The 23,802-nt window shown below is 66.5% G+C and carries 16 protein-coding genes and 1 pseudogene; 10 read left to right on the forward strand and 7 right to left on the reverse strand.

Translation table 11 applies throughout. From position 1 onward, the window contains the following. Window positions 1-4: 4 nt before the first annotated feature. Window positions 5-1,123, reverse strand: a complete 1,119-nt coding sequence (locus JNB50_RS18820; RefSeq protein ID WP_208041679.1) for a site-specific integrase — start codon at window positions 1,121-1,123, stop codon at window positions 5-7. Between the two features lie 1,535 nt (window positions 1,124-2,658). On the opposite strand from JNB50_RS18820, the gene JNB50_RS18825 reads away from it, so the two are divergent. Then, complete coding sequence (locus tag JNB50_RS18825; protein WP_208041680.1) at window positions 2,659-3,669, forward strand: hypothetical protein; 1,011 nt, start codon at window positions 2,659-2,661, stop codon at window positions 3,667-3,669. A gap of 2,254 nt (window positions 3,670-5,923) precedes the next feature. Here JNB50_RS18825 and JNB50_RS18830 read toward each other — a convergent pair. From JNB50_RS18830 to JNB50_RS18850, 5 genes and pseudogenes are all read right to left on the reverse strand, one after another. Next, window positions 5,924-6,452: pseudogene (locus JNB50_RS18830) on the reverse strand (hypothetical protein). 3 nt (window positions 6,453-6,455) lie between these two features. Next, window positions 6,456-7,409, reverse strand: a complete 954-nt coding sequence (locus JNB50_RS18835; protein WP_208041681.1) for a DUF4862 family protein — start codon at window positions 7,407-7,409, stop codon at window positions 6,456-6,458. Then, window positions 7,406-8,086: an N-acetylmannosamine-6-phosphate 2-epimerase gene (locus JNB50_RS18840; protein WP_208041682.1), complete on the reverse strand. Its 681-nt coding sequence runs from the start codon at window positions 8,084-8,086 to the stop codon at window positions 7,406-7,408. Before JNB50_RS18840 ends, JNB50_RS18835 begins: the two co-directional genes overlap by 4 nt. After that, a complete protein-coding gene (locus tag JNB50_RS18845) occupies window positions 8,083-9,012 on the reverse strand; it encodes an ROK family protein (RefSeq protein ID WP_208041683.1) in 930 nt (309 codons plus the stop codon). Before JNB50_RS18845 ends, JNB50_RS18840 begins: the two co-directional genes overlap by 4 nt. A gap of 42 nt (window positions 9,013-9,054) precedes the next feature. Further along, on the reverse strand, window positions 9,055-10,020 hold the full coding sequence (locus JNB50_RS18850) for a dihydrodipicolinate synthase family protein (protein ID WP_307794794.1): 966 nt from the start codon (window positions 10,018-10,020) through the stop codon (window positions 9,055-9,057). Between the two features lie 216 nt (window positions 10,021-10,236). On the opposite strand from JNB50_RS18850, the gene JNB50_RS18855 reads away from it, so the two are divergent. The 9 genes from JNB50_RS18855 to JNB50_RS18895 all read left to right on the forward strand — a co-directional run bounded on the left by JNB50_RS18855 (window position 10,237) and on the right by JNB50_RS18895 (window position 22,358). Beyond that, a complete protein-coding gene (locus tag JNB50_RS18855; protein WP_208041685.1) occupies window positions 10,237-11,853 on the forward strand; it encodes an ABC transporter substrate-binding protein in 1,617 nt (538 codons plus the stop codon). A gap of 62 nt (window positions 11,854-11,915) precedes the next feature. Next, complete coding sequence (locus JNB50_RS18860; protein WP_307794795.1) at window positions 11,916-12,875, forward strand: ABC transporter permease; 960 nt, start codon at window positions 11,916-11,918, stop codon at window positions 12,873-12,875. Beyond that, window positions 12,875-14,839 carry a dipeptide/oligopeptide/nickel ABC transporter permease/ATP-binding protein gene (locus tag JNB50_RS18865; RefSeq protein ID WP_208041686.1) on the forward strand — a complete coding sequence of 655 codons (1,965 nt, stop codon included), beginning with the start codon at window positions 12,875-12,877 and terminating at the stop codon, window positions 14,837-14,839. The genes JNB50_RS18860 and JNB50_RS18865 overlap by 1 nt, the downstream gene beginning before the upstream one ends. Then, window positions 14,836-15,840 carry an ABC transporter ATP-binding protein gene (locus JNB50_RS18870; RefSeq protein WP_208041687.1) on the forward strand — a complete coding sequence of 335 codons (1,005 nt, stop codon included), beginning with the start codon at window positions 14,836-14,838 and terminating at the stop codon, window positions 15,838-15,840. Before JNB50_RS18865 ends, JNB50_RS18870 begins: the two co-directional genes overlap by 4 nt. After that, window positions 15,837-16,910, forward strand: coding sequence for a Gfo/Idh/MocA family protein (locus tag JNB50_RS18875; protein ID WP_208041710.1), 1,074 nt, complete (start codon window positions 15,837-15,839; stop codon window positions 16,908-16,910). The genes JNB50_RS18870 and JNB50_RS18875 overlap by 4 nt, the downstream gene beginning before the upstream one ends. Continuing rightward, window positions 16,907-17,902, forward strand: coding sequence for a Gfo/Idh/MocA family protein (locus JNB50_RS18880; protein WP_208041688.1), 996 nt, complete (start codon window positions 16,907-16,909; stop codon window positions 17,900-17,902). The genes JNB50_RS18875 and JNB50_RS18880 overlap by 4 nt, the downstream gene beginning before the upstream one ends. Next, window positions 17,899-18,963 carry a Gfo/Idh/MocA family protein gene (locus tag JNB50_RS18885; RefSeq protein ID WP_208041689.1) on the forward strand — a complete coding sequence of 355 codons (1,065 nt, stop codon included), beginning with the start codon at window positions 17,899-17,901 and terminating at the stop codon, window positions 18,961-18,963. The genes JNB50_RS18880 and JNB50_RS18885 overlap by 4 nt, the downstream gene beginning before the upstream one ends. Then, window positions 18,960-19,694, forward strand: a complete 735-nt coding sequence (locus JNB50_RS18890) for a FadR/GntR family transcriptional regulator (protein WP_374222273.1) — start codon at window positions 18,960-18,962, stop codon at window positions 19,692-19,694. The genes JNB50_RS18885 and JNB50_RS18890 overlap by 4 nt, the downstream gene beginning before the upstream one ends. Before the next feature lie 153 nt (window positions 19,695-19,847). Beyond that, the gene (locus JNB50_RS18895) at window positions 19,848-22,358 is read left to right on the forward strand and encodes a sialidase family protein (protein WP_208041690.1); all 2,511 of its coding nucleotides are present in this window, start codon (window positions 19,848-19,850) and stop codon (window positions 22,356-22,358) included. 286 nt (window positions 22,359-22,644) lie between these two features. Here JNB50_RS18895 and JNB50_RS18900 read toward each other — a convergent pair whose 3' ends face one another. Beyond that, entirely contained in the window at window positions 22,645-23,700 is a 1,056-nt protein-coding gene (locus JNB50_RS18900) for a LacI family DNA-binding transcriptional regulator (RefSeq protein ID WP_208041691.1), read from the reverse strand. Between the last annotated feature and the right edge of the window lie 102 nt (window positions 23,701-23,802).

The following is a 23,802-nucleotide window of genomic DNA, read 5'->3' on the forward strand; positions in this document are numbered from 1 at the left end:
TTTTTCAGTTGGTGGAAGAGGCGTTTGCCCACATTTTGCCCACACTTGCCGCGGAGACGGCGGCTTGAAGGCGCATGGCGACGTCGTCGAGGTCGTCGTCGAAGAGGTCGGCGTAGAGATCCAAGGTCATCGCGGCAGAGGCGTGCCCGAGCATCCGCTGGACCGCTTTGACGTTGGCACCCGAGCTAATGGCCAGCGAAGCGGCCGTGTGGCGGAGGTCGTGGAGAGTCATCGGCTCGAGTTCCGCCTCTCGCAGCGCGGTCTTGAACCAGCTGCGGGACCCGGTGCTTACTCGTGTGCGTCGGAGGTGTTGTCCGTCGGCGTCGCTGAACACCAGGTCGTCTCGGCCCTTTCCTGCAATCTGATCGGCCATGAGTTCAGAGAGGAAAGGGGGATAGGGAACGTCGCGTCGCTTGTGAGTCTTGGGCGTTCCGACCTCGATGACCCCCGCCACCTCGACGGCGTTCACTGTCACCGTGATTCGTCGGCGGCGCAGGTCGACATCGCGGGTTCGCAGTCCGATCGCTTCACCCCAGCGCAGCCCGGTGTAGGCGAGAAGGAATACGAGAAGCGCGTGCTGGCCAGACGCGGCCGCGAGCCGATGCACTTGCTCGTGGGTGAGGTAGACATGGGGCCTCGCGACCTTCCGTGGCAGGTTGACGCCGCGGGCTGGGTTGGAGGTGATGCGCCTATCGCGCACGGCGACATCGAGGATGCCGGCCAAGACTCCATAGGCCCGCAGGACGACGGTCGCCGACCGGTCCTGCCCGATGCGGGTGACCCAGTTCTGCACTTCGGAGAACCGGACGTCGCGCACCCTGAGCCGGCCCCACTGGGGTTGGACGTACTTGTGCCAGGACACCTCGAGCGGCTTCTTGGAGGATGGCTTCAGGTGGGACTGGTTGCTGAGCCACACCGTTCCGAGTGCACCGATCGTGATCGCCGATTCGGACGCGTCGACGAACTCGCCGCGCGCCTTCGAGATCTCAACGGAAGCAAGGAAGAGTTCGGCATCGCGCTTTGTCTTGAAGCCGCGCTTGTCCGTCTGGCGGTGGTCTGGCGTTCGATAGCGGACGCGGTAACGCTTCCCATGCGCGGTGTCGTAGGGCGAGATGGTCCCCATCAGCAAGTGCCTTCCGTCTGGGGTTGTTCGCGACGTCGCACGAGCTCCTCGGCGCCGGTTGAGGACACTCTACGAGTGAGCGCCGACACCGACGTGAGGTTTGGCGGGAGGCTGGTCCGGTCCTTGGTGGCTCGCTTGCTCAGTTCTCCTCATCCGCCCCGACAGCGGAGGATCGCGCTTTGAGAGGCCGTGTCAAGGGCGCTCCGCGTCGCTGCGCGATGCAGCGCAGCTGCACCCTTGACTCGGCCTCTCAAAGCGCCACAGTGCTTCGTGCGGGGCGGACGGGGGATGTCATTAGGTACTGATTGGCGGAGTCATCCGCTTGCTAAGCGCTTGACGGCTGAGGCCGGTGATCGCGACAAGTGAGTCCCAGCTGCCGCCGCTGTCACGGAGAAGCTGGACGAGTTCATCCCGCCCCGCGACGAGGGCGGTTTCCTGCAGGCGTAGCTCGTCGAGCGACTGGGCCACTCTGAGCAGATGGGCGATGGCTTGGTCGCGTCCGCCTCAGCGGGACTCGAGCGCTCCGACCGCGGTAGCCACGCGCTGGTCGGCCTCGCGCTGGATCCGCTGCGCAGCTCGTCGGGCGGCCGCCGCGTCGTGGTCATGGCGCTGTCTTGCATACGACAGTTCGCGTCGTTTCCCGGTGAGCGAACTTCCTCGTTTTGCCATGCAACATGGTTTACATGCGACCCCCGTCATTCCGGGCGTCGCGAAGTGCTCCACTGAAAGTGCCTACGTGCATTGCACCTCGTTTACCCGATTGTCGCTTCCCCTCTTCCCGTTCATGTAGTTCGTTCCGTTGTTCCTCCTTGCTTCTTCTGGGTCCTCTTGATTCGTTGATTCGTTGGTCGGTTGGGCCTACCCATCTTCCGACGTACTCGTTTCCAGGTCTCCGTCCGGCCAGTCGCGCCATCTCTCGGGTGATAAAGGTCCGCCGTCCGTCGTCGAAGATCCGAAGTGGAGCGGAGCGTTGGAGGCACAAATCATCAGCAGTCGCGGAGCCCGGCTGGGTCTTCGTGCCCGCGATAGAGTCTGCGCATGCCGCCCGCCAAAGACCGCGAGAACGTCGCCGGGCGGTTGGCTAGTGCGAAGACGTACCTTGACCTGGCCCAGATAGCCGCAGGCGATTCTCAATTCTCAGACCCGATCGTGAGTCTCTGCGTAACGTCTGCCATTGCCTCTGCGGACGCGGTACTCGCGGCACATGGGGTTCAGAGAACAGCCACTATGCGCCACGATGACGCACCTGGACAGCTCCGCCGCATTGGCATGGACTCAATGGCGGCGCGCTTAACTCGATTGCTGAAAGTGAAGCCGAAAGCTCAGTACGCTTCAGGTGGCGGCTGCACCCTTGCGGATGCGAGTGCGGCGCTTGGGAACGCCGAGAGGATGTTCGAGCTTGCTGAGGCTGAGTGTGATCGGAGTATGAAGAAGTGACGACATGCTTTGTGATCGGCCCGATTGGTGAGGAGCACGCCCCCCTCGGGTCGCCAGCCCGCGTCATATGGGAGTCGTCACTCGAAATATATGAAGGCGTGATTCAGGCAGCCTGCACATTCCTCGGTATCGACGCTGTTCGCGCCGATCAGATTTCGATAAGCGGCGACATCACCGATCAGATCTTTAGGCGCCTGTACGAGTCGGACATAGTTATCGCCGACATCACCGGCGCGAATGCGAACGTCATGTACGAGCTCGGTCTACGGCACTCCCTAAACAAGCTGACCATCCAAGTCGCTGATGGCTCAACCGCGTTGCCTTTTGATGTCAAAGCGATTCGCACAATCATGATCAATCGCACCCAATTCGGTCTGATCGATGCCAGGAAGAAGCTAACCGCCGCTATTGAGCAGGGGCTTCAGGGAGCCCCCGAGCCGGTAGCGGCTACTCGCGTGTGGGAAGCGCTCCGCAATGGCACGGCTACGGACATGTCGCCGATCCTGGGACCTGAATCTCTTAAGGGTGTGCCGTCAATAGATGACGACGATTCCGATGGCTACCTGGAGTTGATGGCGAAACTCAACACGGCTTTCGAGCCGCTGAGTGCGACGACCGAGGAGATCGCCGCATGCATCGTGACAATCGGTGAGGAAACCGAATCCGCGACAAGGGAAATGAACTCGGTTCCGGACTCGGCGTCTCCGAGCGTAAAACTGACCCTGCTGCGCAAGTTCGCTGACACTTTGAACGTCAGGGGTGGCGATTTTGATCGGCTCACGAACTCGTTCGAACAAGACTTGCGGGAGCTGGATGCACAAGTGTCGCCGCTTCTCGAGCTGATCGCCACGAACGAATACTTGCGAAGTACCGACGACGTGCCCGAGTTCCTTGACGCAATTTCTAGCCTGGCCGAGAACGCTCGTGAAGGAATGAGTGGACTGGGGTCATTTGCGGCGTCAGTCCGTGGGATTGGTGCCATGACAAAGATTCTTCGGGCACCCGGAAACACGATCGTGCGCGCCGTCGCCCGGATGTCAAACGCGGCGTCGCTGCTCGACAACTGGGATGTCGCAGCGCAGCGAATCAGAGAACTACAACAGGATTGAACTCATGCCCGTCGCAACGTCGGCGGCGCGCTCATTGTCACTACTCGATAAGGTCCACGAGCGCCCGACCGTCGGGGCGGCTCATAAGCTCGAGGCTGATTGAAGCGCGCACCGCCAAGTCAATCGGATGTACGCCTTCTGCCAAGGAAGCATGCGTGATGCGGTCCAGGCCTGCTCCGATCAGAGGTGCGGCAGTGCGCAGAGTCATGGGCAATGTCTCAACGCTAACTGCCCCACCGTGCATGACGAGGTTCCTATGTCGGTATACCCGGCGCATGGCGGTGGTCATATGGGTCCTGATGTCACCGAGTGTTCGCCGCGGTTCGGCGACAAGCTTCACCATCCGCTCTACTGCTGCGGCGTCACTCGGACGGCTAGTGACTAGGTTGTTCCCCCCACCTATCCAATCGGCTACCGCTCGGGCGCGTTCCCTGTTTACGGTTTCGCTGGCTAGCTGTGTGCTTAAGCGGTCCGGGCTCGTTGGCGCATGGCGGTAGGAAATGGCGGTCAGGTCAGCACGCGGCCATGAGCACGTAATCAGAGCTGCCATCCGATCAGCGGCAATGATCCCTCGGCCGCCCTCGCCGTCGTCCTCCGGGCTCAGCAGCAAGGCCTCAACCGCTGACCATCCGCCTGAGATTGCGGCAGCCGGTGATCCATCGTTGAGTGGCGCCGCTAATTCCAGCGCATTGTCCAGAGCCGAGCGGTTGGCGACGGCGTACAGACGCTGCTCGGCGACAAGAGAGAGCACAAAGGCACCTCGCGGTGGGCGCACCAACGGCACATGCTTGGCTCTCCCTGCGATCCAGACATGCCCACATGGCACCGGCCGTGCTGTCTTTCGACTGTGTTTAGCGCGTGCGCTCATCCGATCGACGATCTCCTGAGCCAGATCGGCTGCGGCGAAAGGATCACGTGCGCTTACTGTGTAAACGAACCCACCGTTGTGTCGCTCGCTCGTTGTGATGCCCTGGTCAGTCAACCACTGACCCACCGCCGTCGCTGACAACCAGTGTTCGTTGCCGTCCCTGTTGCCGGCGAGATCCGGAACGCTCAGAAACGGAACTAGGAGTTCATATGACTGCATTCCCGAAACGCTGATGGCGTGCGCAGCTGTGGCAATGTCGACGAGACTGCTCGGTTTGAGTCGCCGAATCCAGCCGTGAAGATAGCGGGGGCTGTAGCCGAGATCGAGGAGATGCGCGGCGATAGCTCGTGCGAATCTTTCAGCCGAAGGCGGCCTACTGACGTCCGCAGCCGCGCTGGCCCAACGAAGCAAATAGCCGTCCCCAATAAGGGCCGTCAACTCGCGCAAAGTCCGATGTCGGGCGTCACCGCTCTTCATCGGTGAGCGCAGGACCGACTGTAGTTGGAGGCGAAGTTCGCGCTCCCCAACTCCCCGATCGCGTCCAGCTAGACGCTCAATGTCACCGGCTAGCCATTTGACGGAGCTAGGGGAGAGGACTTTCGCGTCGGACCACCTCACAGCGTCTACGAGTTCGTTTAGGCTGAGGATGAGGCCGGCGTCCCAGAGGCGCCGTTGCCAGGGCGAAGTGTCTTGGAAGAAGTCCTCAAGCCGCGCGACCACGTGCGCAACCGCGGCGGGTGAGCTTGCTGCCGAACCGATTGCTGACATAGATCGATCATGCCGCACCTGTGGTATAGTCGAAGACGTCTACGGACCCAAAAGCTAAAGCCGGGGAGCCGCTCATGTGTGAGCCGCTCCCCGCTTTTTTGTTTATGCCCGCGCGGACCGCGGCTGGCAAATAGGCAAGTTCGAGTTGGAGTGATCAGGTATTGAGGTCACTGCGCGAGTTGGGGCCGCGCTTTGTGAACCGCCCATGACGCGAGGGCGAATTGGCAGCGCACCTCGCTGGGTTTGCCCACATTTTGCCCACAAGCTGACGCGATCCCAACAAATCTAGCAAGATCACAAGTGATCCAAATAACGCTTCTGACCGGGGATATTGAGGCAAGACCCGGACTCTGGCTGGCCCAGAAATAGAGTTCAAACCCCTCCTTCTCCGCTGCAAAAGTGCTGATCAGAGGCACTTTCTGCGTGGCGTGTAAGGCATTTCCCCCATAAAAGCCTCACTGAATACAGCGTTCGCCCTTTGATTCATTGGAAGTCGGCGGCCCCTCAGCCCCCACAATTCCTTGACGTCGTAGTCGTTGGAGGGCCGGGCATGTCAACGAGAGCGCGGACCGACGGGTCGCCAAGCCCGCTGGATCCGGCAAATTCGCTCGTGTCCCCTCAAAGTCTCTGCCAGGCCGGCTTGTGGTCGTACGCGTGCCGGTAGTAGTCGATGTTGCGCAGCCGGGAGGCCGCCGCCTCGTCCACCAGCACGGTGACGTGCGGGTGGAGCTGGACGGCCGACCCCGGATTGGAGGCCGACACCGGCCCCTCCACCGCCCCGGCCAGCGCCTCCGCCTTGCCCTCGCCGAACGCGAGCCGCAGCAGATGCCGGGAGCGCAGGATCGTCGAGAGCCCCTGCGTGATGCAGTGCATGGGAACGTCGGACTCGCTGGCCAAGAACCGCGCTGACGGCGCGATACGACTCGGGATGCCCCGCGGCCAGGCCGACGTACTCGTCCAGGGCATAGCCGCGCACGTGCGAGACGTCGAGGCCCGACTAGGAGATCCGCCGGGCCAGCGCCCGGTACACCGGGAGCGGGGTGGAGCCGGTCGCCAGCCCGAGCACAGCGTCGGGCTTGGCGGCGATCAGCCGCTGGATCGACTCCGCCGCGAGCTCGCCCGCCGCGTCCTTGTCTGCGACGACCACGACTCAGCCATCTGTTCCTCCTACTAGCGCCCCGCCCACGGCGGCAACCGGTGTTTCATCGGCCTCGCGCAGAACGGCGAGGTTCGCCTCCACGGTCGCGAGCACCTCGGCGACCGACTCGTCGCCTGGCCGTCGGCTCACCTTCAGCCCGCGCCAGGACACGTCGGCCGCTGCCCGGAGAGCTGCTCGAGCGGTCGAGCGGGTCAGTAGGGAACCGGACCGCGGATCCGTCTCGGCGAACGGGAGGTGGGCGTCGGCCCACGCTAGCCCGTAGGGTCCGTCCGTGCTCGCGGCTCCAGAGAGGGTGAGGCCCACGAGGCGACCCGACGCGGCGGCGGCCGCGACCTGCGCCGTGACCGCCATGGCGTCCCGCAGTTCGACGGCCGACCGGCCCCAGTTCAGCCAGAGTCCCGCTTCGGGGATCCCCTCGAGCGCGGCGAGCTCGTCGGCGAGGGGGAGGAAGCCCTTTTCGAATGGTCGGCCGGGAACGGCCCTGTCGCAGTGCTCGATCGCCAGGGTGGAGCCGCACCAGTCCCACGACGTGATCGATGCAAGCGAATCCTGGAGGGCGTCGACCGAACCGAGCGCGCCGCTAGGGGCCGTGTGTAGGAGGACGACGCTCGGGATCACAGGCAGACGCACGAGGTCGCGGCGCATCCGGTCGAGGTCGGCCACGGCGTCCGCCCTACCGAGCGGATCGGTCGACGCCAAGCCGTAGCTGGGCGATGCCTTCGACCGGGTCATCGTCCACGGCAGCGCGGTGATGACCAGCTCGGTCGCGGGCACCCGGGAGATCAGCCACTCGTCGTCAAAGGGATGGAGGCGTCCGAGCCACGGCAGTTCCAGCGCATCCACGCCGTCCAGGGCGACCAGCTCGGCGAGGAAGCGCTCTTCGAACGCAGGATCCCAGCGCGTGTATGCGGGGGAGGCCGCGTAGGCGCTGACGACGGTCTTCATCGCACCTCGACCGCGCGCGCGAACCAAGAGGTGATGGTCTGCGGGTGGGTGATCGCGGTGCCGACCACCACGGAGTCGGCCCCGGCCGCCAGCGCCTGCCTCGCCTGCTCCGGAGTGTGGATGCGGCCCTCAGCCACGAGGAACCGGCCGAGCGCGAGCGCGCGGAGCTCGGTGATGAGGTCGAGGTCGGGTCCCTCGCCGCGCGGGCGTTCCCCGGTGTATCCGGAGAGGGTGGTTCCGATGATGTCGGCGTCCGCCTCGGCGGCGGTGATGGCGTCCGCGGCGCTTCCGCAGTCGGCCATGATGAGCGCGTCGGTTTCATTCCGCAGGGCCTTCACGACCTCGGCCAGGGTGCGGCCGTCCGGGCGGTCCCGTCGGGTGCCGTCGATCGCGACGACGTCCGCGCCCGCGGCGGCGACGGCCAGCGCGTGCTCCAGGGTTGGCGTGATGAAGACGCCGTCCTTCCCGTCCTTCCACAACCCGATGACCGGGACATCGAGGGTCTCGGCACCGAGCCGGATGTCGTCCAGGCCCTGCAGCCGGATGGCAGCGGCGCCGCCGCGCTCTGCGGACTCCGCGACGGCGACCATGGTCCGGGGATCGCGCATGGGCTCGCCAGGATACGCCTGAGCGGAGACGATCAGCCGCCCGGCGACAGCGTCGAAGAAGTCGGTCATGGGGCGTTCTCCTTTTCAAGGACGAGGTTCGCGGCGCCTATACATGCTGCAGAGTCACCGGCGCTGGGCCGTAGCGCGACGGATGTGAGCAGGGGGAGGGTCTCCTGTCGCGCGGCAGCCTCGAACTTCTGCCACCAGCCCGGGATGCGTGCCACGCTCCCGCTGACGACCACCAGGTCGGGGTCCAGACCGTTGACAAGACCGCCGACGATGGAACCGACTGTGGTGGCGGAAAGATCGATCGCTGCTCGAGCTCTTTCGTCCCCTTCCGCCGCGCGCGCCGAGACGTCTATCGCGTCGGACGCGGAACCGCCGAGCCTCCGATAGCTCTCGAGGATCGCCGGACCCGACCCGCTTGCTTCGGCATGCCCGCGACCGCCGCACGAGCATGGCAGCCCGATGGCGTGCGGGGATGCGATATGGCCGAAGTGCCCGGCGGCTCCGTGTGCTCCCGCGACCAAATCGCCGTCGCGGATCAACGCGCCCCCGACGCCCGTGCCCACCGCGATCAGGAGGAGTGACGCACTGCGGGGGAGGCCGGCCAGCACGGATTCACCTAGTGCATGGGCGTGCACATCGTTGATCGCCCGCACGTACAGTCCGGTCAGTTCGGCGACGCCGGCGGCGAGGTGAACACCCTTCCAGTCGGCGATGGCGTCGGTCGCGTCGAGGACGTCTCCGGTAGCCGGCTCGATGATCCCTGCCGCGCCGATCCCGACGCCCGCCAGCTCTGCCGGATCGCGGTCTTCGGTCACGGTGGCGACCAGTGCCGCGATCTCGGCGACGACGGCCTGGCCGCCGGCGGCCGGCGTGGCCGATCGCGCGTGCGCGAGGACATCTCCGGACGCGTCGAGCAGGCGTGCGTCGATCTTGGTGCCGCCGAGGTCGACGCCCACGGCGAGTCGGGCATCAGTCGAGTGGGGCACCGTGCTCCCCGGAGGCCGTGGCGGATCCGGCCGGCCGCCCGGTCACAGGAGTCCCGACGCTTCGAGGAGGCCGCGGATACGCGACGTCTCGGCTGCGCCGAGCGATCGCATGGGCTCGCTCATCCGGTTGCTCGTGATGACCCCGAGCAGCTGGAGCGCGGTCTTGAACGCGCCGAGTCCGGCAGCGCCCGCCGAGACGCCGGCCTCGGTGACCTCCACGATGCCGAACAGGCGGGCGAGGCGGTCCTGCTCGCGGCGGGCCGCGGCCCAGTCGCCGTCGGCGGTGGCCGCGTAGAGCCTGCTGTACCCGGCGGGATCGACGTTCGCGAGACCCGGCACGGCGCCGTGCGCCCCGCCGAGCAGCGCGCCGTCGACCACGACCTCGTGACCGGTGAAGACCCGGAACGCGGGCAGGTGCTCGGTTGCGAGAGCGAGGAGGCGGAAGGAGACATCATCGCCGGAGGAATCCTTCACGCCGGCGATCACACCGTCCTCGGCGAGCTCGCGGACCACCTCGAGGCCGAGCTTCACGTGGGTGCGCACGGGGACGTCGTAGGCGAAGAGAGGAAGGTCGACGTGCTCCCGGACCGTCCGGAAGTGCTGACCGACCTCCGCTTGGTTGGACAGCGCGTAGTACGGCGACGTCACCACCAGTGCGTCGACGCCGAGGTCGGCGAGGCGCTGGGCTTCCGCCACGACGCGCGCGGTGGTCTGCTCGTTGGCCCCGGCCAGGACGGGCACGCGGCCATCGCTCGCCTGGATGACGGTGGTGGCGACCAGGTTGCGCTCTTCGTTCGTAAGGTAGGGGACCTCGCCGGACGACCCGAGGATGAAGAGCCCGTCGACGCCCCCGTCGAGGAGGTGTGACGTCACGCGCTGGAGCGACTCCACATCGATCTCCCCGCTCTCCGTGCGCGGCGTGATGACCGGCGGAATGATCCCCTGGTAGCGAGTGGTGTCGGCGTCCGGCCCGTGTGCGGGGTGCGGTGCGATGGCGGCGTTCGTCACGATTCTCCTTTGAACCCACGGGTGATAGGACGTGGGATGTCTTGATGCCATGAGAGTATTGCAAAGCGGGCGGAGCGCGTCAATGGGGCCGATCGCCCAGTCGGAAAATCGCTATTGACGAAGTGGTCCGAGGTCATCTACGGTCTTGTTTCCAAGAGGTGGGACGTCCTATGTGGGTCCTTCTTCTCCCCCAGCACATTCCCGAAAGGAACAGCAGTGGAAACAACGAAGTTGCCGGGTTCCCGAGCACGCACGCTCAAACGCCTCGCCGGGCTCGTCGCCGCGGTGGCGACCGTCGGGCTTGTCGCAGCCTGCTCCGGCCCGCAGTCGAGCACCTCGGTGGGCGGCGCGGCCGCGAAGGGTCACGTCGAGGTCGCGATCGGCTATAACAACAACAGCTCCTGGGACCCGCTGAACACCGGTTCCGCGTTCGCGATGTCTGCCGAAAACCACATCTATGAAGCGCTCTGGGATTCCTCGCCCGTTGACCGCAAGCCGTACGCCGCCCTCGCCGCCGACATGCCCAAGGACACCAAGGCGCTTTCCTGGACAGTCAAGCTCCGGTCCGGAGCCAAGTGGAGCGACGGCAAGCCGGTCACCGCCGATGACGTCGTCTTCTCCGTCGACCGGGTGCTCAACACGCAGAAGCCGGTGATCACCACGGCCTTCTTCTCGAGCTGGCTCAAGGACGCCGTCAAGGTCGACGCGCACACCGTGAAGCTCGAGTTCAAGAACGCGTTCCCGTATGCGATCGACCGCTTCTCGATCCTCAAGATCATGCCGAAGCACATCTTCGACGGGCAGCCCGACTCCTTCTATGCCGACGCGAAGAACCAGCTCGGCTCCGGCCCGTTCGAGATCAAGGCCACCGAGCCGACGTCGTTCACCTCCTTCGTGCTGAACAAGGGCTACAACGGCCCGCTGCACCCGAAGATCGATTCGATGCAGTGGAACGTCTCGGTCGATGCGGCCGCCCGCACTAGCCTGCTGACCTCCGGCGTCTCCGGCGTGCAGATCTCCGACAACATCCCGCAGGACTCGATCGCCAGTCTTCAGGGCAAGGGGCTGAAGGTGGACGGCGCCGACAGCATGAACCTCCTGGGCCTGGCCTTCAACACGAGTAAGGCGCCCTTCAACGACAAGCGCGTCCGCCAGGCGCTGCGGATGGCCATCGACACCAAGAAGCTGATCGACGTTTCGATCGCGGGCAAGGGCACTCCGGCCACGAGCTTCCTCCAGGAGTCGAGCCCGTACTACTCGAAGGCGGCCACGCAGTACGACTACAACCCGACCGAGGCCAAGAAGCTGCTCCAGGAGGCCGGTGTCAGCAACCTCAGCCTCACGCTGCTCTCGACCAACATCTCCTGGACCACCGTCGCCGTAAACGCGATCAAGCAGGACTGGGAGGCCATCGGCGTCAAGACGAACCTCGACGTCGTGGAGACCGCCACCTTCAACACCAAGGTGGCGCAGGGCGATCCGGCCGACGTGCTCACCTTCTCGGGCAACCCCAACCAGTTCGGAACGGACGCGGACCTCAACGTGCGCTGGTTCTACTCCAACACCAACACGTTCATGCTCTGGAACAAGTGGGGTCAGACGCCCGAGTACGCGGCGCTCGACAAGGTCCTCACCGCCGCCGAGCAGTCGGACTCGACGAAGACCACCGACGCCGACATGAAGAAGGCGCTCAACATGATCGCCGACCAGGGCGTCATCTACCCGGTCATGCACATGCAGCTCTTCACCGCATGGGACGCCAAGAAGCTGAGCGGCGTGCAGGCCCTCAACATCCCCGGTGTCTACATGATGAACGCGCAGCTGAAGGGCTGAGCACCCGCCGGCCGGGGTGCGCCTGACCGCGCCCCGGCCGGCATTACCCGATAGGAACCACCGTGACCGTCGTCCTCAGAATGATCGGCAGACGACTGCTGACACTGATCCCGCTGCTGCTGGGCATCGTGCTGTTCGTCTTCACCGTGATGCAGTTCTCCTCCACCGACCCCGCCGTCGCGGTCTTCGCCGACGCGCCGGTGAGCCCGGACCAGCTCGCGCAGTTCCGGCACGAGCACGGACTCGACCAGCCTTTCATCGTCAAGTACTTCGCCTTCCTCGGGATGATCCTCACCGGGCACCTGGGCAAGAGTCTCGCCACGGGCCAGGACGTCACCACGATGATCGCGACCGCGCTGCCGCTCACACTTCAACTCACCTTCCTCGGCCTGATCATCGCCATCGTCATCTCCTTCACCCTCGGGACGATCTCGGCCGTCTTCCGGGACCGCTGGCCGGACCAGACGATCCGCGTCCTCACCCTCGGTGGAGTCGCCGCCCCCTCCTTCTGGGTAGCGCTGCTCCTCGTCCAGTGGTTCTCGATCAACATCCCGATCTTTCCCTCGTCCCGGTATGTCAATCCGAACGACTCGATCTACGGATGGCTGATGACCATGACGCTCCCGGCGCTGGCCCTCGCGCTGCCGCTCTCCGCCCAGATGACCCGCATCGTGCGCACATCGATGGTGGAGGAGCTCGACAGGGACTACGTGCGCACCGCCCGCGGCGGGGGGCTTCCTCCCTTCGTCGTCGTGGGGCGGAACGTGATGCGCAACGCTCTCATCAACCCGCTCAACGTGCTCGGGCTGCGGATCGGCTACCTGCTCGGTGGGGCCGTCGTCATCGAGCAGATGTTCAACCTCCCCGGGATGGGCCAGCTGATGATCGAGGCCGTCAAGAACAACGAGCCCGCCATCGTCCAAGGCGTCGTCCTGACGATCGCCCTGGGCTTCGTCGTGATCAATCTGATCGTCGACATCCTGTCCATGCTCGCCAACCCGAGACTGCGAACGAGTCACTGATGCGCACCAAACTCTCCGAACGACTCTCCCGGCCGGGCCTCCGCTTCGGCCGGCTCACCCTCGGCGCCTGGATCGCCATCGCCGTGCTGGCCGTGATCGTGCTGGCCGTGATCCTCGCGCCGCTGCTCACCCCGTACGACCCGAACATGCAGTCCGTCGCCGCCGACAAGGCGCCGAGCGCTGCGCACATCTTCGGGCTCGACAGCCAGGGCCGCGACATCTTCAGCCGGCTCCTCTACGGCGGGCGCTGGTCGCTCGCGATCGGCCTCGGCGCGACGGCCCTCGCCCTCATCGCCGGCGCGATCGTCGGAGCATTCGCAGCGACGAGCCGCCGCGGCGTCGACGAGACGATCATGCGCGTCCTGGACGTCATCATGGCGTTCCCGGGCATCGCCCTGGCCGCCGTTCTGGTCGCGGTCTTCGGGCGGGACGTCTTCGTCCTCATCCTCGCCATCGGCTTCCTCTACATGCCATCCATCGCCCGGATCGTACGCGCCAATGTCCAGTCGCAGTACGGCGAGGACTACATCGCGGCGGAGCGCATCATCGGGGCCAAGCGCTTCTTCCTCGTGACCCGGCATGTCGCGGTCAACATCGCCGCGCCCATTTTGGTCTTCTCCACGGTGATGGTTGCTGACGCCATCGTCTTCGAGGCGTCGCTCTCGTTCATCGGCGCCGGTGTCCAGCCGCCGAACCCGTCGTGGGGCAGCGTCATCGCGGACGGCAAAAACCTCCTGCTGACCGGGGGCTGGTGGGCGACACTCTTCCCGGGCCTGGTGATCTTCGCGACGGTGCTATGCCTGAACATCCTCGCGGAGGGACTGACCGATGCGATCGCGGCTCCGTCCGCCAAAGCGTCCAAGGCCGCTGCTCAGGCCGTGACGGCGGAGGCGGAGGATGTCGACCGCGGCGAGCACGCCGTGGCCGAGATCACCGGCCTGCGTCAGGCGGGGGAGCGGATCCGGCGCCGGGTCCGGGCCATCCCGGCTGTCGCACCCGTGCTCTCCGTCGACGCTCTCACCATCTCGTTCGCCGACCGACATAACGGCGTGAACGTCGTCGACGGCGTCTCGTTCGATGTGCGTCCCGGCGAAGTCCTCGGTCTGATCGGGGAGTCCGGTTGTGGCAAGTCGCTCACCAGCCTGGCCGTCATGGGGCTCGAGCCGCGCGGCGCCCGAGTCGGGGGCAGTATCCGCTTCGACGGCCGTGAACTGATCGGAATGAAGCCGCGCGACCGCCGTGCCCTCATGGGCCGTGGGATGTCGATGATCTACCAGGACGCCCTCAGCTCGCTCAACCCGGCGATGACCATCAAGCAGCAGCTGACCCAGCTGACCCGCCGCGGCGGCCACCGCACACCGACAGAGCTGCTGGAACTGGTCAACTTGGACCCCGGACGGACGCTGAAGGCCTACCCCCACGAACTCTCGGGTGGCCAGCGGCAGCGCGTCCTGATCGCGATGGCGCTCTCCCGCGACCCCAAGCTGATCGTGGCGGACGAGCCGACGACCGCACTCGACGTCACGGTGCAGGCGCAGGTGATGAAGCTCCTGCTCCGGCTCAAGGAGGAGCTCGGCTTCGCGCTCATCCTGGTCTCGCACGATCTCGCCCTCGTCTCCGACATCGTGGACCGTGTTGTCGTCATGTACGGTGGCCAGGTCGCCGAGACCGGCGAGATCCACGAGGTCGTCGGCGCACCGGCGCACCACTACACGCGTGGGTTGCTCTCGGCGGTGCTTTCCCTGGAGTCGGGCGACTCCGAGTTGACGCAGATCAAGGGCGTCGTGCCGTCCCCCGCCGCATTCCCCGCCGGCTGTCGGTTCTCGGACCGCTGTCCTGCGGCCACCGCCATCTGCCGGCGCGAGGACCCCCAGCTCGAAGGGCCGAGGCTCGTCCACGAGGTGGCCTGCCACCATCCCGCCCGTGAGGTCGGGCAGCTCGAACGAAAGGAGGTGCCGGCATGAGCGAGCCGATCCTCGAACTGCGCGACGTCCACGTGCAGCACCGCATCAACGGCGAGAAGCTCTTCGCCAAGGACACCGTCTACGCCCTGACCGGTGCCGACCTCGCCGTGAGCGCAGGAGAGACCGTCGGGATCGTGGGGGAATCAGGCTGCGGCAAGTCGACGCTGGCCAAGGCGATCGTGGGACTGCAGCAGCCGACGTCCGGCGAAGTCCTCTTTCACGGCGAGTCGCTCTGGACGATGTCGACGTCGGCCCGGCGGACGAAGTTCGGCCGCAACGTCGGCATGGTCTTCCAGGACCCGTCCACCGCCCTCAACCGCCGGATGCCCGTGAAGAGCATCCTGCGCGATCCGCTGACCGTGCACGGCATCGGAGACGCGAAGCAGCGGACCGCGCGCGTGGCGGAGCTGATGGACCTCGTCGGCCTCCCCTCGAGCGCAGCCGACGCGCTGCCCGCGCAGCTCTCCGGAGGCCAGCGCCAGCGCGTCGCCATCGCCCGGGCGCTGGCCCTGCAGCCGTCCGTCCTTGTCGCGGACGAACCGACCAGCGCTCTGGACGTCTCCGTGCGGGCGCAGATCCTCAACCTGCTACTGGAGCTGAAGGCCGAGTTCGACCTGGCCATGATCTTCATCTCGCACGACATCCAGACCGTGCGGAGGATGAGCGACCGGATCGTCACCATGTACCTCGGACGCATCGTGGAGGTCGCACCCGCCGCGGCGGTCCCCGGCGAGGTGCGTCACCCGTACACGGAGGCGCTGCTCTCCGCGACGCCGAGCCTGGTCGAGGACGTCGAGCCGATCACGTTGGAGGGGCCGGTGCCCTCCGCCGTCCATCCACCGTCGGGATGCCCGTTCCGCACCCGCTGCTGGAAGGCGACGGCGCAGTGCGCGACCGAGATGCCGCCGGTGACGCGGTTCCAGACAGTCCCGCTCCACACCGCCCGCTGCTACCACCCGGTCGGCGCGGTGGCGGAAGCGACGATCGGAGGCGCCGCGTGAGCGATCCCAACCGCCTGGGCGATCCCATCCGCGTGGGCGTCGTCGGCGCCGGCTTCTTCGGAACGATGATCGCCAGCGCCTGCGCCGGTCACGAGTCGTTCGTCGTCGCCGCGGTGGCCGACGCGGTACCGGACGCCGCCCGGCGTCTCGCCGGGGCCCATGACGCGCGCCAGTACGCGAGTTTCACCGAACTCGTGGACGACGCCGCCGTGGACCTGGTCGTCGTCGCCACCCCCAACCACCTCCACGCGGAGCCGGCGGTCGCCGCACTGCGTGCCGGCAAGCACGTCTTCGTCGAGAAGCCGCTCGGCATCGACGAGGATTCGGTCGGCTCCATCCTCGCCGCCGCGCGCGGAGCCCACGGCCGGCTGATCGTCGGCCATGTCATGCGGTCCTTCCCCGGTGTGCGGCGGATGGTCGCCCAGGCGCGCCGCGGTGACCTCGGCGAGATCATCGAGGCCGCCGGCGCCCGCAGACGCGTCGTGCACCTGCCTGACGATCCGGGGGACTGGTGGAAGCTCGACCGGCGCCGCAGCGGCGGGGAGCTGCTGCACGAGATTCACGAACTCGACTTGGTCGTCTGGGCGCTCGGCGAGCCGAGCGAAGTCCTCGGCATGACCGGCGCCCCCCTCGCGCATGGCGAGCACCTCGTGGACAGCGACATCGTGACTGAGCTGAGAACACCGTCGGGAGCACTCGGACGGCACAGCGTGTCCACCTCCGCCCACCGGGCCGAGTGGTGGTTCCGCATCTCCGGCACCGAGGCCAGCGTCGAGGCCGACTTCCGGGCGGGAACCGTTACGCGCTATGAGGACGGTGTGATCGCCGAGGTGACAGGTGTGTTCGACCATCCGGCTTCTGACGAATCGCTGCGCGAATCCGCCGAGACCGCCCAGTCCTATAACACCGGCGGACCCGGACCGCTCTGGATGCGGACGGCCGTCGCGTGCGAGCTGGACGAGGTTGCAGCCGCCGTACGCGGCACTTCCACGACCCTGACCGAGCATCCGGCAACTGCAGCACTGGTGGCCATCCGTGCGAACACGCTCGCCGCGGAGGCTGCGCGATGACGCGGGTCGCGATAGCGGGTTCCGGCGTTATCGCCGGAGACCACGTGCGCGCGTTGGCCGCCCTCCCTGGCGTGGAAGTGGCGTACGTGCACGGGTCAGACCTCGGCCGAGCGCGCCGCATCGCCGCGTTCGCGCCCGGCTCGATCGCGACGGACGACTACGGCACGATTCTGAGGGACCCGACGGTTGTGGCCGTCGACGTGTGCAACGCGACGGCCGCGCACGCACCGTTCACGATCGCGGCGGGTGATGCGGGGAAGCACGTCCACGTCGAGAAGCCCGCGGCGCTGAGCCTGGCCGACTTCGACGCCATGGTCCGCGCCACCGAAGGTGCAGGAACGACCCTGATGGTCGGCCAGACCGTGCGCTTCCAGCCGGCTGTCGCGGCGCTCGCCGCCGCGATCGCCGACGGGGCCGTCGGACGCCCGCGACTCGCTCACGTCAGTTGGTACACCGGCTACGTCTGGCCGGGAGGCTGGCGTGGCTGGCAGCTCGACCGCGCGAAGTCGGGAGGGCATCCCGTCCACAACGGCACGCACCTCCTCGACGTCGCGACCTGGCTCCTCGGCGCTGCTCCGGTGCGTGTGTTCGCCCGGTCGTTCCCGAGTTTCGCGGCGGAGATGCCGGTCCACGACTCGTTCCAGCTGATCGTCCGCTTCGAGGACGACGCACTCGCCACCCTCGAGATCTCCTATGCGCTCGCCCAGCCGAAGGACATGTTCCGCCGCATCGTCGTTGCCGGGACGGACGGGACTGTCGCCCATTCGACCGATGACGACCCCGTCCTGCACTCCGCCGGAGCCGGCGTCCCGCTGCCCTCGGTCGAGGACGCGATGGCAGCGCAGCTCGGCCACTGGGTCGATGTCGTCGGCGGCGCCGAGCCGATCGTGCGGAACGGCCAGGTGCGGGCCGCGCTCGCAGCGGCCATCGCGGCCCAGCGCTCGCTCGACACCGGCCTGCCGATCGATATCCGCGACGAGGTGCCCGCATGATCCGCGTCGGGTTCCTCTCCGCCGTCCGGCACGCCGAGTCCTACCTGCCGACCTTCCTCGCCGATCCGCGGACCACGGTTGTGGGCGTCGCAGAGGCGGAGTCCGCGCCGCTCTGGATGCTCGCCGACTCGCGGGAGGCCGCGCGTCGCAACGGGCTGCCGTTCCTCAGTGTTGCCGAGCTGCTCGCGCCCGGAACCTGCGATCTAGTCGTTGTGTGCAGCGAGCCCACCCGCCACGCGGAGCTGGCGATCGCGGCACTTGAGGCCAGGGCCGACGTCCTCATGGACAAGCCGGTCGCCGTGACCGTCGCGGAAACAGACCGCATCCTCGCCGCGCAGAAACGCTCGGGCCGCACGGTCTCGGTGGTCAACCGCCTCCGCTCGCCCGCAGTCGAACGGCTGCGCAGCTGGGTCGACGCGGGTCACCTAGGCCTGCCGCTCCACGTCGACGTCGAGTGGTTCGCTTCGGGTGCCCACTTCTCGACGTCCGTGGAGCGGCCGGAGCTTGTCACGGACCCGGCGCTTTCCGGCGGCGGCGAGTTGCTGAACTTCCTCCTCTACCCGGTCGACTACATCCGGGACCTGACCGGTCTGGAGGTGGTCGAGGTGTATGCAGAAACGGCGATCTTGTTCCAGGAAGCGCACCGCGAGACGGGCGTCGAGGACTCCGCGGTCGTCTCGCTGCTGCTGGAGAACGGAGTGACCGCGACGGTCACGCTGGGTCGCGTAGCGGCCGCTCCCGGGCACGGGCCGGTGTCCTCCTCCATCAGGCTGCTCGGGTCGCACGGACACGCGATCGCCGACGACGACAAGCCGGCGATCGCGGTGTTCGGAACAGACGGCAGGCAGACGGCGCGACCCGTCGGCGGCCCGAGCTCCATCATCGCCGTCGAGCGGTTCCTCGACGAGCTCATCGGCGCGCTCGCCGCCGGGAGCAAGCCGCGCTACAGCCTGAGCGACGCGCGCGCGAGCCTCGCGGTGACCGAGGCGTGCTATGCCGCGGCCCGCGGCGGCAGACCCATTACATTGAACAACGACACGAACCTGGAGGGGGAACGGTGACCACCGAACTGACTGCGACGAGACTGGCCCGATTCGGGGCACAGGAGCGGATGCGCACCCTCCAGAACGACATCATGGACCTGATCCTCAATCGGAACCTCGACGTCGGGGACCCCATGCCGACCGAGAACGAGTTGTGCTCCGCGCTGGGCGTCGGCCGGAACACCGTGCGCGAAGCGCTCAAGGTCCTGCAGGCGCTCGGCGTCGTGGAGATCCGCCACGGCTTCGGCACGTTCGTCGCGGCGACCAGCTTCGAGTCGCTCGGCGCCAGCCTCGCGTTCCGTGGACGGCTTTCCCTGCGCCACGGTGGCGCCGAGGCGCTGGAGCTGGTGGATGTGCGTCAGGCTTTGGAGTCCGGTCTCATCGGCCTGGCGATCGACGCGATGACGGAGCACGACCTCCTCGCCCTGGAGAGCAGAGTCGAGGCGATGGAGGCGCTCGCCGCGCAGGGAAAGCACTTCATCGACGAGGATCAGGACTTCCACCGCCTGCTCTATGTCCCCCTGCACAATGAGCTGCTGTCGAACCTGCTCGAGGTCTTCTGGAACGTCTACCGCCAGATCCACGAGGAGGCCGGCGTCGAACAGCGCGGCCTCATCGAGAATGCGCACGCGCACCGCCTCATCCTCGACGCGGTACGAAGCGGCGACAAAGTGCTGACGGCCGAGCGGTTGAACGCACACTTCCGGGGCATCCGCGAGCACCTCGCGGCGCTGGGTCGACAGAGCTGAACTGAGCGGAGGCGACCATGCCGCGCAGTCCGCCTCACAGACATCCCACCTGGGATGTCCGGAAACTCCGTCCCACTCAGCCGGTTCACCTAGTGAGTCGACAACCCGATCGCACCATCGCGCAACCGTTCGAAGACGAAAGCAGGTCCGCTGATGAAACACTCTCGATCGCTGTCCCTCCTCGTCGCAGGCGCCATCGCCGCCGCGACCGTACTCGCCGCTCAATCGCCCGCGTTGGCGGCACCGCCGACACCAGTGCTCGACGACTCGACGAGCGTCACATACACCGGGTCCACCTACACCGACCACACCAGTGACCTCTCTGCAGTGAGCGGCCTGAGCACAGGAACCATTGTCGTCCGCTTCAAAACCACGAGCACCGGGAGCGCGATGACGCTCTTGAGCGCTTCGAACACGACCCTGCCCTCCAGCAACATCACCCTGTCCGTCAACAGCGGGAAGCTGCACTTCGAGGTCAGACAGAACAACACGACCACCAACAACTTCGCGACCAACCTCACCTATCCGACTGTCGACGACCCGTCCTCTGCGGCTTCGTTCAATGACGGCGCATGGCACACGGCGGCGGTCACGGTTGGGTCGGATGGCACCCGAATCTACGCCGACGGGTACCAGGTCTTCGCCGGAACGTCCTCCGCATTCTTCAGCACGGTGAGCGGGCTGAACGGCATGTGGATCGGCCGAAACGTCGACAATGGTGGCGGCCAATGGTACTTCACGGGCACGATCGCCTCGGTCAAGGTGTACTCGTCGGCCCTCGCCGCCGCGGACGTTGTCTCACTGAGCCCAGCGCCGGATGCCCTGCTCTCGTATCCCGTTGCCCAGTCGTTCAACGGCAGCAGCACCTACGTCGACAAGACAACCGACCTGGGAAGCGTCTCCTCACTCGCGGCTGGCAGCATCGCTGCGTCATTCTCCAGCACCAGCACATCGGCTGCCGGCGCGATCTTCAGCGCCTCGGACACGACCAACCCGTCGAGCAACATCACGGTCAGCCTGAACAACGGCGCACTCTACTTCGAGGACCGGTCGAACGGGACATACAGCACGCAATTAACGGCGCCCGGGCGATTCAACGACGGCGCCACCCACACCGTCGTCGTCTCGGCGGGATCCGGCGGAACGACGATCTACGCGGATGGCTATCGCGTCGCCGGCTCGACATCGACCGCGTTCTTCTCTTTGGTGAGCGGACTCAACGGCATGTGGGTCGGCAGGAATGTGGACAACGGTGGAGGCCAGTGGTACTTCGGAGGCACGATCAACTGGGTGAACGTCTACTCGACGGCGCTCTCGGATAGCCAAGCGAAGAACCTCGCCGGCGCGACTCCGTCCACCTTCCAGGCTCTCTACGACAACGGCTATGCGGGATCCGCCAACTACCGGATCCCCGCGCTCCTGACGACCTCGTCAGGGACGCTGCTCGCCTCGGCCGATCAGCGGGAGAGCTCGGCGAGCGACGCCCCGAACGACATCAACACCGCCATCCGTCGCAGCACAGACGGGGGAGCCACCTGGTCCGCTGCCACGACGATCCTTGATTACCCGGGCACCGGCTCCAACGGGGCCAGCGCGATCGACTCGGCGATGGTCCAGGACTCGTCGACCGGCCGCATCTTCCTGATGGTTGACCACTTCCCCGGCGGTTGGGGTCAGCCGAACAATCAGGCCGGTACCGGGTTCGACGCATCAGGCAACCGTGTCCTCGTGAACTATGCGACCGGTGCTACTTACGCGCTCCACTCCGACGGCTCCGTCTACGACTCGACCGGGACGCTGACAACCTACGTCGTCGACATGACCACGGGCAACGTGACCCATGCAGGCTCCGGCGCTGGCAACATCTACCTGAAGAACGGCGTGGACCCCAACCAGAGCCTCTCGGAGTTCGGCACCTCCTACCTCGTCGTGATGCACAGCGACGATGACGGAGTGACGTGGTCCCAGCCCCTCCACATCAACGCGTCGGTCAAGGCGTCGTGGATGAAGTTCCTGGGAACCGGGCCAGGGAACGGGATCCAGTTGTCGAACGGGCGTCTCGAGTTCCCCGTCTACTACAGCAACGGTTCCGGCGTGTACTCATCGGCTACGGTCTACAGCGACGACCACGGGTCCACCTGGCAGCGCGGCTCTTCGCCGAACGACGGGCGCGTCTTCAACGGGACGACCATCCAGTCGCAAACGGTCACGACCTCCAGCGCCAGTCTTCACGAGCCGTCGATCATCCAGAAGACGAACGGCGACATCCTGATGTACATGCGCAACAGCTCGGGAACGGGCAAGGTCGCGACTGCCACGAGCTCGGATGGTGGGGCGACCTGGTCGCAAGTGGCCTACAACAACCAGCTGACCGACGTCTTCTGCCAGACCGCCTCCTTCCACTACCCGTCGCTCGGAGACGGGAAAGACCGCGTGCTCTTTGCAAACGCAACGGGTCCTAGCCGGAACAACGGCGTTCTCCGCCTCAGCACCGACGGCGGGAGCACGTTCACGTACAACAGGACGATCCGCGCAGCAGGATATGCCTACAACAGCCTCACGGTGCTTCCCGATGGGAGCATCGGCCTGCTGTGGGAGCTGCAGAACACCGGACTGTACTTCCAGAGGGTGCCGCTGTCGTTCCTGACAACTTCTGCCGGATAAACGCGGACGGGTCGCGGTGGTCAGTGTCACCGCGACCCGATGTCGTGATTGCATCTGGAGCCCGACCACACGCCGCAGGCTCGGCGCGCGACATTCCGAGCCCTCAGAAACCCCACAACTCCCGTAACCGAGAGCGGTGCAATGTTATCGAGCAGCTGCGGAATTCCGCGGTTCTCCGGGTACCTCGCGGCCGCTTGAGGAGCGGCGTCAGGTTCAAATCCCTCCGTCTCCGCAACGCGACAAGAGTGCTGGCCAGCGGTGCCCCATCCGGCCACCCCGCCCCTCACTAAGCCAACAGCTGCTCCAGCACGAGCGAGCGCGGTGTCGGCAGGCCGCCGACGGTGGATCGGCCGGTGACGAGCGTGCACTCGACCCAGGGAGTGATGGGGGAGGCGTCTGGATCGTCTTCGAGCTGGGCGACGAGCCATTCGACCGCGCGGGAGCCGACGGCCGCGAGCTGGGGGTCGACGGAGGTGAGGAAGAGTTCCCGCTCGCCCGCTTGGCCCGCCGTGTTGTCGAAGCCGACGATGGCGAGGTCGTCGGGGACCCGCCTGCCGGACGCCTGCAGTTCGGCGGCCAGGCCGACGGCGATCGCGTCGTTGCCGGCGAAGATGCCGTCGAACTCGGCGCCGGAGTCGATGAGACGGCGGGCGGCGTAGAAGCCGGATTCGCGGGAGAACGCGCCGTACAGGGGCTCGTGCGCCGGCTGCAGGCCGTGCGCCTCGAGGGCGGCCGCGAAGCCGCGGGCGCGGCCCGCCACGGTGGCGAGCTCGGCTTCCGCGCTGACATGCACGAGGCGGGTGCGGCCGAGGCCGATGAGGTGCTCGGCGGCGAGCCGGCCGGCCTGCTCGTCGTCGGGGAGGAAGACGGCGTCTGCGGGGTCGCTCGACTTGCCGAATGCGTAGGCGACCGGGCCGCCGAACTCCTGCGTGATCGATCGGCTGACGCCGTCGGCGCCGTCGCCGATCACGACGATGCCGTCGACCTGGCGCGCCTGCAGCTCGCGGAAGTGGGAGTGGCGCAGGTCGACGCTGTGTGCGGCGTCGTAGAGCACGCTCGCGAGGTTGAACCGGCTGAGGGTGCGGTTCGTGCCGACCAGCACCGGCATACAGAAGGCGCCGGACGCGTTCTCAGCGAGGATGCCGATCGTGCGGCTGCGGCCGGAGGCGGTAGCGCGTGCGAGTGCGTTGGGGCGGTAGTCGAGCCGCTCGGCTGCGGCGAGCACGCGCCGGCGGGTGGCGTCGGCGATCCGGCCGGAGTTGTTCATCACCTGGGACGCGGTCGCCAGCGAGACGCCGGCCGCCCGGGCGATGTCGACCAGTCTCACCGGTTTGGACTCCACCGATCGGCCCCTTTCCTGCACTGGATCTCAGCGCATCCTATCCAGGCGCACGTCACGCCACCACTCGATGGTAAAGCGCTTTGGCGACTTCTTGTAGAGTGA

This window comes from Leifsonia sp. TF02-11 (assembly GCF_017565305.1).
Classification (GTDB): domain Bacteria; phylum Actinomycetota; class Actinomycetes; order Actinomycetales; family Microbacteriaceae; genus Leifsonia.